Below are 9,124 nucleotides of genomic sequence, written 5' to 3' on the forward strand. Positions count from 1 at the left end.
CCATTGATCGCGGACGGCGTGGCGACAGAGAGTCCCGGCTGATCGTCATTGTCGCGCGACGGCGGGTTGCCTAGCGGGAATGTCGGGGCTGCGCAATCCCCCGCGCGGCAGCAGGTGCACGCCCGCGATGGTACAGCGGACCGATCCGCCCGCGCGTTCGATTGTCGGGATGTCCAGCGGCAGCAGGCGACAACCGCGTTCGATCTGCGCGACCTGCTCGGGTCGCAAGACGTCATGGGCGGTGCGGGACAGGGCCAGCACCCGCCCCGAGCTGCCCTGCAACTCGATGGCATTGCCCGCGAAATGGGACACTTGCCGCGCATCCAGTTCGACGATGTCACGCCCGGACGCTTCCAGCCGGGATACGATCTCTTCGCGCCGGACGCGGTTGTCGATCATCGACAGCCCGACCAGTGCTGCATCGGTGGCCACGCACATCAGGACATTGGTGTGATAGATCGGAACGCCATTTTCATCACGGGCGTCAAACACCATCGGCTCGAAATTGAAATGGGTGCAGAACCGTTCCAGCGCGATGGGGTCGGTCCGGTCCGAGCGGACGGCATAGGCGACGCGGTCGATATGATCCAGCACCATCGCGCCCGTGCCCTCCAGGAACAGCCCGTCCATTTCCAGCCCGGAATAATCGATCACGTCCTGAACGCGGTATTCGCGCTTCAGCATCTCGATCACGTCCCAGCGCCGTTCGCGACGGCGACTGACGGCCTTCATCGGGTAAACCGCGACATGGCCGCCGCCATGGGTCGAGAACCAGTTGTTTGGAAAGACCGAATCCGGCGTGTCGGTGCCTTCGTCCTCGAACAGGTGCACGGTGACGCCGTGGCTGCGCAGCGCATCGACCGCGCGCGAAATCTCGTCATAGGCGCGGGACTTCAGGCCGCCGCTGTCCTCGTCCATGCGCTGAAAGGTATTGTCCGCCGCCGTCTCGGTATTGACGGTGAAGTTGTGGGGCCGGACCATGACGACGGCCGCGGGGGCCTGGATGGACCTCGATCGGGCCGGGATCATGCCGCGTCCTCGGACGGGGCGGCGCGTTGCAGCATTCCGAACAGATCGCGGGGATCGTCGGGGTCGGCGATCATGTCCAGCCGTTCGAAATAGCTGGTGCCCTTCAACCAGTCGCGCAGGCAACGCAACGCGCTGAAATCCTCGATGGCAAAGCCGACGCTGTCGAACAGCGTGATCTGCTGGTCCGAGGTCCGGCCCTTGGCGGTCCCGACAAGGACTTCCCAGAACTCGGTCACCGGGAAATCCTCGGGCATCTGCTGGATCTCGCCCTCGATCCGGGTCTGGGGCGGATATTCCACGAAGACCTCCGAACGCGCCAGGATGCCCGGATGCAGTTCGGTCTTGCCGGGGCAGTCGCCGCCGATCGCGTTGATATGGACGCCCGCCCCGACCATGTTGTCGGTCAGGATCGTCGCATATTGCTTGTCGGCGGTGCAGGTGGTGATGATCTGCGCGCCCAGGATCGCCTCTTGGGCCGAGGCGCAGGCGGTGACGGTCAGCCCGGTCGATGCCAGGTTTCGTTGGGCCTTGCGGGTCGCAGCAGGGTCGATGTCGTAAAGGCGGACCTCATCGATGCCGACGATTGCCTTCATGGCCAAGGCCTGGAATTCGGCCTGCGCGCCATTGCCGATCATCGCCATGCAGCGGGCGCCGCCGGGTGCAAGCCGCCGCGCGACCATGGCCGAAGTCGCGGCGGTGCGCAGCGCGGTCAGCAGCGTCATTTCCGACAGCAGGACCGGATAGCCCGATGACACCTCGGCCAGCACGCCGAAGGCGGTCACGGTCTGCAATCCTTCGGCGGTGTTCTTGGGATGGCCGTTGACGTATTTGAAGCCGTAGCTTTCCCCGTCCGAGGTCGGCATCAGCTCGATCACGCCATCGGCCGAATGGCTGGCCACGCGAGGTGTCTTGTTGAAGCTGGGCCAGCGGCGGAAATCTTCCTCGATATACTCGGCCAGTTCGCGCAGGGCGTTCTCGATGCCGCGATGATGGATCAGCCGCATCATGTTCTGGACGCTTACGAAGGGCACGAAAGCCAGATCAGAGGGAGGGGATGCGGGCATGGGCCACCTGTCAGCAGGAACGAAGTATCGAACAGGTTAGGGCGGTCGAATATCCAAAAAAATACAATCGACTTGCAAAATTCTACGATTCTATGATCATTATGCTAACCATTTTAGCAGATTTCACATGATCCGACAGAACGAAGCGAAACATATCTTTGACGATCTGGACCGTGGGATCGTCGGTCACCTGCGCGTCGACGGGCGCGCGCCGCTGAACAAGATCGCCGAGGCGCTGGGGGTATCGCGCGGGACGGTGCAGAACCGTCTGGACCGGCTTCTGGATTCCGGCGCGCTTTTGGGGTTCACGGTGCGGGTGCGGCAGGATTATGACGTGGACATGGTCCGCGCGATCATGCTGGTCGAAGTGGTGGGGCGTTCGACCACCCAGGTCATCCGCAAGATGCGCGGGATTCCCGCAATTCAGGCCCTGCACACCACCAACGGAAACTGGGATCTCATTGCCGAGATCCGGGCCAGCTCGCTCTCCGATTTCGACATGGTTCTGCGCGAGATCCGCCTGATCGACGGTGTCCTGAACAGTGAAACCAGCATCATGCTGAGCAGCGTCTAGGGCAGGGCCGTGCCTTGGTATCGGCACGGCCCTGCAGGTTACTTCCGGAATTTCGCCAGCAGCGCCTCGGTCTCGCGCGCGAGGATCCCGACATCGACGCCCACGGCGGTGAAGGTCGTGCCAAGTTCGATGCAGCGCGCGGCAAAATCCGTGTCGGGGGTCAGGATGCCCGCCGGCTTGCCGGCGGCGCGGATACGGGCAATGGCGTCCTCGATGCGCGCGACGACCTCGGGATGGCCCGAGGTGCCGGGATGGCCAAGGCTGGCGGCAAGATCGGCGGGGCCGACGAAGATGCCGTCGACGCCATCGACCGCCGCGATCTCCTCGATATGGTCCAGCGCTTCGCGCGTTTCGATCTGGACCAGCAGGCACAGTTCATCGGCGCAGCGCGTGGCGTAATCGGCGATGCGGCCGAAACGGGTGGCGCGCGTCAGGGACGACACGCCCCGGATGCCTTCGGGAGGATAGCGGGTGGCGGACACCGCGGCACGCGCCTCGGCGGCCGAGTTCACCATCGGGATCAGCAGGCTTTGCGCCCCCGCGTCAAGAAACCGCTTGATCAGCACGGGGTCATTCGCCGCCGGTCGCACCACCGCCGATACCGGATAGGGCGCTGCGGCCTGCAACTGCTCCAGCACGGTCAGCGGGTCGCTTGGGCTGTGTTCGGTATCGAACAGCAACCAGTCATAGCCGGACCCGGCCATGCATTCCGCAGCATAGCCACCCGGCAATGTGCACCAAAGCCCGATCTGGCTGCGGCCTTCGGCAAGGCCGCGCTTGAAACGGTTAACCGGCATATCCATTCTGCTCTCCCTCATGCGAAACTGACGCCGATGGCGCCCAGCGGACCGTAATCCGCCTGGATCACGTCGCCCGAGGTGATGTCTAGCGGCCGGGTAAAGGAACCGCCAAGCACGATATGGCCTTTTTTCAGACCGCCACCCACTGCGGCAAGCTTGTTGACAAGCCAAGCGACGCCCGCGGCGGGATGGCCCATGATCGCGGCGGCAAGGCCCGTATCCTCGATGATGCCGTTCTGCGCCAGCGTGGCCCCGACGCGGGGCAGGTCGACATCGAAGGGCCTGACCGGCCGCCCACCCAGCACGATCGCGCCGAATGCGGCATTGTCGGCGATGGTATCGGTGATGGCGCGCGGCAGTTCGGTCCGATAGTCGATGATTTCAAGCGCGGGCACCACGAATTCTGTCGCCCGCAGCACGTCATGGACAAGGGTGCCGGTTCCCGACAGATCTTCGCCCATGACAAAGGCCAGCTCGACCTCGATCCGGGGCTTGATGAAGCGCCCGGCCGGTATGCGCGCGCCGTCGTTGAAAAGCGCGTCGTCAAGGATGCGCCCGTAATCCGGCTCGGTCATCTTTGAGGCAAGCTGCATCGCGCGCGATGTCAGGCCGATCTTGTGCCCCACCACCCGGGCACCAGCCGCGATCCGTGCCTCGGCCCAAAGGTCCTGGATGCGATAGGCATCCTCGATTTCCATGCCCGGCCATTGCTTCGATGGCTGCACCATCGGCACCCGAGAGCGATCGGCATCCAGGATTGCATCTGCCGCGGCACGGCGTTCGGTTTCGGTCAGCATCTAGCCTCGCTTGATGGGGCGCGGGGCAGCTTTGCCTCGCCCGGTTCCATGACACAGGTGTAATGCAGCGAATACCACGGTGTGCCAAGCTGGGGGTGATCCGGGTTCGGCGCGGTCATGGCTCGTCAGCAGCATCGCGCAACCCGATTTCGGTCGAACTTCGCGCGGCGGAGGGGCAGAATACGGCAGCGCTCGTCCGAAGTTTGCGCCCGTGGGCTGGTATTAACATGATGTTAAATCTATGAACGATTTGGCAATTTGCGTTACGCGCAATTCGCCGTAAGCATCATGCGGAAGGATTGGCCGGAACCCGCTTGCCGGGGGATTGCCGCGAAGAACGTCCCCAAGGGAAGGGGGCGCGAGGGAGGAAAAGAAGATGAACGCGCTTGATTTCAGCGTGATCCTTGAGCGCTGGCCCGAGCTTTTGCGCGGCACGCTGTCCACGCTGGGCCTGGCGCTGGCCGGGATGGCGCTGGCCATGGTCATCGGCATTGCGGGCGTCACCATCCGTCGATCGGGCAACCGTTTCGGTTCGGCCGTGGTGGTGGGATTTGTCGAGCTGATCCGCAACACGCCCTTCCTGGTCCAGATCTTCTTCATCTTCTTCGCGCTGCCGCTGGCCGGGATCCGGCTGAACCCGACCGTCACCGCGATCGTTGCGCTGGGGCTGAATGGCGGCGCCTATGCGATCGAGATCATCCGCGGCGGAGTCGAAAGCATCCCGAAGGGCCAGACCGAGGCCGGGTTGGCCCTTGGCCTGCATCCGGGCGAGGTCTTCCGCACGATCGTGCTGAAACCAGCGCTGCGCGCGATCTATCCCTCGCTTTGCAGCCAGTTCATCCTGCTGACGCTGACGACTTCGATCTGTACCTCGATTTCCGCGTTCGAGCTGACGCAGGTGGCGCAGCGCATCGACGGCGACACCTTCCGCAGCTTCGAGGTCTATTTCACCGTCACGGCAATTTACCTGCTGCTGTCCTGGGTCATCATGGCCCTGTTGGCGTTCATCGGCAGTCGTGCCTTCGCCTATCCGACGCGCTGAAAGGGGGGATCATGCCGCATCTTGGAATCAACGAGATCACCTTCCTGGCGCAGGGCCTGAAATGGACCCTGTTCCTGACTGCCATCGGTTTCGTCGGGGGCATCGTCTTCGGCCTGATCGTGGCCCTTGCGCGGGTTGCGCAGAACCGGCTTGTGCGCGTGCTGGCAATGGCTTGGATTGCCCTGTTCCAGGGCACCCCGCTGCTAATGCAGTTGTTTGTCGTCTTCTTCGGCCTGCCGCTGTTCGGCCTGAATGTCAGCGCCTGGGCCGCAGTCGCCATCGCGTTGACCGCCCATGCCAGCGCCTTCCTGGGCGAGATCTGGCGCGGCGCGATCCAGGCCATCCCGAAGGGGCAGTCCGAGGCGGCCCATGCGCTTGGGATGCATTACCGCGCCCGCATGTTCGACATCGTGCTGCCGCAGGCGCTGAAGATCTCGTTGCCCGCGACCATCGGTTTCCTGGTGCAGTTGCTCAAGGGCACGTCGCTTGCCGCGATCGTCGGCTTCATCGAGCTGACGCGTGCGGGGCAGATCATTTCGAACCAGACCTATCAGCCGCTTTTCGTCTTTGGCCTGGTGGGCGCCCTTTACTTTGCCATGTGCTGGCCCCTGTCGCATTGGGGCCGCCGCATGGAACGGCGGCTGGCCGAGGCGCCGCGTTGATTTACCAAAGGGCGGGCGCAGAAATCCGCCTTGTTACCGACCAACTGAGGAGGAGATAACCATGTTGGCACAATACGCATCCGGGCTGTCGCGCGTCGCGCTGGTCGCCGGGCTGGCGCTGGCCGGGCTGTTCGCGCAAGGCGCGCAGGCGCGCACCGTCGAAGATACCAAGGCCGCGGGAACGATCCGCATCGGCATCCAGGGCGACAACTGCCCCTGGGGCTGCATCAACTCGTCCGGCGCGGCGGATGGCTATGACGCGGACATGGGCAATGCCTTCGCCAAGTTCCTGGGCGTCAAGGCAGAGTTCGTGCCGCTGGCCGTCGCGAACCGGATTCCGGCGCTGACCACGGACAAGGTCGATGTGCTGTTCGCGACCATGGGCATCACCGCAGAACGCGCGAAATCCATGCAATATTCCGTGCCCTATGCCGCCAACCAGATTTCGGTTGTCGGTCCCAAGGACGTGGACATGTCGACGCCGGAAAGCCTCAAGGGCCATGTCTTCGGTGTGCCGCGCGCGGCTGCACAGGACACCGCCCTGACTGCGCTGGCCCCCGAAGGAACCGAGATCCGTCGCTTTGACGACGACGCCGCGACGATTCAGGCGCTGCTGTCGGGCCAGGTCGAGGGCGTTGGTGGCAACCAGTTCTACATCACCCGGATCGAGCAAGCTGCCCCCGGCAAGTTCGAGAACAAGCTGCCGCTGACCGCGCTTTACAACGGCGTCGGCACGCGGCTTGGCGAAGCCGACTGGAACGAGTCGGTGAACGGCTTCCTGACCGAGTTCATGAAGACCGACGAGTTCAAGGCGATCTACAACAAGTGGATGCACATGGACCCGCCGGAACTGCCGGCCTCGATCGAGGGCGTGCAGTTCACCGTCCAGAAATGACTGACCGCCGGGGCGGGCCCGCTCGCCCCGGCCTCACCTGAAAGAAAAGCAGATGCCGAATACCGTCTATATCCTGAATGGCCCGAACCTGAACCTTCTCGGCAAGCGCCAGCCCCATATCTATGGCCACACGACGCTGGCCGATGTCGAGAAATCCTGCTCGGAGCTGGGCGAAGCCCTGGGCGTCGGCATCCGCTTCCTGCAATCGAACCACGAAGGCCAGATCATCGACTGGATCCACGAGGCGCGTGAGACCGGGGCCGGCATCGTCATCAATCCCGCCGCCTTCACCCATACCTCGGTCGCGATCCTTGACGCGCTGAACACCTTTGAAGGGCCAGTGATCGAGGTTCATATCTCGAACGTCCACAAGCGTGAAAGTTTCCGCCACCATTCCTATGTCAGCCTGCGCGCCGATGGCGTCATCGCCGGCTGCGGAACCGAAGGCTATCTTCTTGGCCTGCGCCGTGTGACCAGTCTGATCGCAGGGGCCGCGGCGTGACCGCGCCCGTCCGCCTTGCCGTCATGGGCGCCGGCCTGATCGGCAAGCGCCATGCGATGCATGTCCACGCCTCTGACGAAGCCGAGCTGGCCTGTGTCATCGATCCGACCCCCGCGGGCGAGGCGGTGGCCCGCGAATTCGGCAGCATCTGGGCGCGCGATCTGGACGAAGCCCTGCAGAAGGCCCGCCCCGAAGGCATGATCGTCGCGACCCCGAACCAGATCCACATGCAGAACGGCCTCGACTGCATTGCGGCGGGCATCCCCGCCCTTGTCGAGAAGCCGCTTTGCGACAATGTCGCCGATGCCGAGCGACTGGTTTTGGCCGCCGAAGCTGCGGGAGTCGTCCTGTTGACGGGGCATCACCGCCGCCACAACCTGCTGATGCAAAAAGCGCGCGAAATCATCGACAGCGGCGCCATCGGCACCCCGATCGTGGCGAACGCGATGTTCTGGCTGCACAAGCCCGACGATTACTTCGACGTCGCCTGGCGGCGCGAAAAGGGCGCGGGCCCGGTCTTCCTGAACCTGATCCATGACGTCGACAACCTGCGCTATCTGCTGGGCGACGTGGTTGCGGTGACGGCACGGGAATCGAACGCGGTGCGCGGCAACGCGGTCGAGGAAACGGCCGTCATCCTGCTGGAATTCGCCTCGGGTGCGCTGGCGACCGCTTCGGTCTGCGACAGCACCGTCGCCCCCTGGAGCTGGGAGATGACGACCGGCGAGAACCCGGCCTATCCCCGCTCGGACGAGCATTGCTATCTGATTGGGGGCACGCATGGTTCGCTGGCCCTGCCGTCGCTGGACCTGCGCACGGCGCAGGGTGCGCGCAGCTGGTATTCCCCCTTCAACCTGCAGCGTCCCGGCATCCCGAACGAAGATCCGCTGGCCCGCCAGGTCACCCAGTTCGCACGCGTCATCCGGGGGCAGGAGCCGCCGTTGGTCTCGGGCCGCGAAGGGCTTGAGACTCTGCGCGTGATTGAAGCCGTCAAGCGTTCCGCCGCCAGTGGCGGTCGCGTCACCCTGTAGGAGGTTCCGATGGAAGACGCCCTGATCCGCATGGAAAACGTCGAAAAATGGTATGCCGGTTTCCACGCACTGAAGAATATCAACCTGACCGTGCGGCGGGGCGAAAAGATCGTGCTGTGCGGGCCTTCGGGCTCGGGCAAGTCCACCCTGATCCGCTGCATCAACCATCTGGAAACCATCAAGTCCGGCCGGATCGTTGTCGATGGCACTGCGCTGACCGACAGCCAGAAAGCCGTCGACACCGTCCGTCGCGAAGTCGGAATGGTCTTCCAGCAGTTCAATCTGTTCCCGCACAAGACGGTGCTGGAAAACTGCATGCTTGCCCCCATGCGCGTGCGCAAGGCCAGCAAGGCCGAGGCCGAAGCGACGGCGCGCAAGTATCTTGAGCGCGTCCGCATCGGGAATCAGGCGGACAAATACCCCGCGCAGCTTTCGGGCGGCCAGCAGCAGCGCGTGGCCATTGCCCGCGCGCTGTGCATGGAGCCGAAAGCCATGCTTTTCGACGAACCGACCAGCGCGCTTGACCCCGAAATGGTCAAGGAGGTGCTGGACACCATGATCGGGCTGGCGCGCGACGGCATGACCATGATCTGCGTGACGCATGAAATGGGCTTTGCCCGGCAGGTCGCTGACCGGGTGATCTTCATGGCCGATGGCGAGATCATCGAGGAAAACGACCCCGAAACCTTCTTCCACAATCCGGGCCACGCGCGGACTCGCGCCTTCCT

Annotated in this window: 12 protein-coding genes; 7 read left to right on the forward strand and 5 right to left on the reverse strand. The window is 63.9% G+C overall.

Features of this window, described 5'->3' with window-relative positions:
- Nucleotides 1-45: 45 nt before the first annotated feature.
- Nucleotides 46-1,029, reverse strand: a complete 984-nt coding sequence (gene ctlX, locus RM190_RS04120) for a citrulline utilization hydrolase CtlX (RefSeq protein ID WP_311758138.1) — start codon at nt 1,027-1,029, stop codon at nt 46-48.
- Nucleotides 1,026-2,093, reverse strand: a complete 1,068-nt coding sequence (locus tag RM190_RS04125; protein ID WP_311758139.1) for an ornithine cyclodeaminase — start codon at nt 2,091-2,093, stop codon at nt 1,026-1,028. The genes ctlX and RM190_RS04125 overlap by 4 nt, the downstream gene beginning before the upstream one ends.
- A 127-nt stretch (nt 2,094-2,220) precedes the next feature.
- On the opposite strand from RM190_RS04125, the gene RM190_RS04130 reads away from it, so the two are divergent.
- The gene (locus tag RM190_RS04130) at nt 2,221-2,667 is read left to right on the forward strand and encodes an Lrp/AsnC family transcriptional regulator (protein ID WP_311758140.1); all 447 of its coding nucleotides are present in this window, start codon (nt 2,221-2,223) and stop codon (nt 2,665-2,667) included.
- A gap of 38 nt (nt 2,668-2,705) precedes the next feature.
- Here the strand turns inward: RM190_RS04130 and RM190_RS04135 are convergent, their stop codons facing one another.
- From RM190_RS04135 to RM190_RS04145, 3 genes are read right to left on the reverse strand one after another with little or no spacing between them, the layout of a single operon-like run.
- On the reverse strand, nt 2,706-3,470 hold the full coding sequence (locus tag RM190_RS04135; RefSeq protein ID WP_311758141.1) for an aldolase/citrate lyase family protein: 765 nt from the start codon (nt 3,468-3,470) through the stop codon (nt 2,706-2,708).
- An 11-nt stretch (nt 3,471-3,481) separates the two neighbouring features.
- Nucleotides 3,482-4,264 (reverse strand): fumarylacetoacetate hydrolase family protein, encoded by a 783-nt coding sequence (locus tag RM190_RS04140; protein ID WP_311758142.1) that lies wholly within the window; start codon nt 4,262-4,264, stop codon nt 3,482-3,484.
- Entirely contained in the window at nt 4,258-4,383 is a 126-nt protein-coding gene (locus RM190_RS04145; RefSeq protein WP_311758143.1) for a hypothetical protein, read from the reverse strand. The genes RM190_RS04140 and RM190_RS04145 overlap by 7 nt, the downstream gene beginning before the upstream one ends.
- A 257-nt stretch (nt 4,384-4,640) precedes the next feature.
- On the opposite strand from RM190_RS04145, the gene RM190_RS04150 reads away from it, so the two are divergent.
- From RM190_RS04150 to RM190_RS04175, 6 genes are all read left to right on the forward strand, one after another.
- Complete coding sequence (locus RM190_RS04150) at nt 4,641-5,306, forward strand: amino acid ABC transporter permease (RefSeq protein WP_311758144.1); 666 nt, start codon at nt 4,641-4,643, stop codon at nt 5,304-5,306.
- An 11-nt stretch (nt 5,307-5,317) separates the two neighbouring features.
- Entirely contained in the window at nt 5,318-5,968 is a 651-nt protein-coding gene (locus RM190_RS04155) for an amino acid ABC transporter permease (protein WP_311758145.1), read from the forward strand.
- Nucleotides 5,969-6,029: 61 nt separating this feature from the next.
- The gene (locus tag RM190_RS04160) at nt 6,030-6,863 is read left to right on the forward strand and encodes a transporter substrate-binding domain-containing protein (protein WP_311758146.1); all 834 of its coding nucleotides are present in this window, start codon (nt 6,030-6,032) and stop codon (nt 6,861-6,863) included.
- A gap of 52 nt (nt 6,864-6,915) precedes the next feature.
- Nucleotides 6,916-7,365, forward strand: a complete 450-nt coding sequence (gene aroQ, locus RM190_RS04165) for a type II 3-dehydroquinate dehydratase (RefSeq protein ID WP_311758147.1) — start codon at nt 6,916-6,918, stop codon at nt 7,363-7,365.
- Nucleotides 7,362-8,396 carry a Gfo/Idh/MocA family protein gene (locus RM190_RS04170; RefSeq protein WP_311758148.1) on the forward strand — a complete coding sequence of 345 codons (1,035 nt, stop codon included), beginning with the start codon at nt 7,362-7,364 and terminating at the stop codon, nt 8,394-8,396. Before aroQ ends, RM190_RS04170 begins: the two co-directional genes overlap by 4 nt.
- 9 nt (nt 8,397-8,405) lie before the next feature.
- Nucleotides 8,406-9,124: amino acid ABC transporter ATP-binding protein (locus tag RM190_RS04175; RefSeq protein WP_311758149.1), on the forward strand; the 719-nt coding region annotated here is incomplete at its 3' end.

It is taken from the genome of Paracoccus broussonetiae, from assembly GCF_031854425.1.
GTDB classification, from domain to species: domain Bacteria; phylum Pseudomonadota; class Alphaproteobacteria; order Rhodobacterales; family Rhodobacteraceae; genus Paracoccus; species Paracoccus broussonetiae.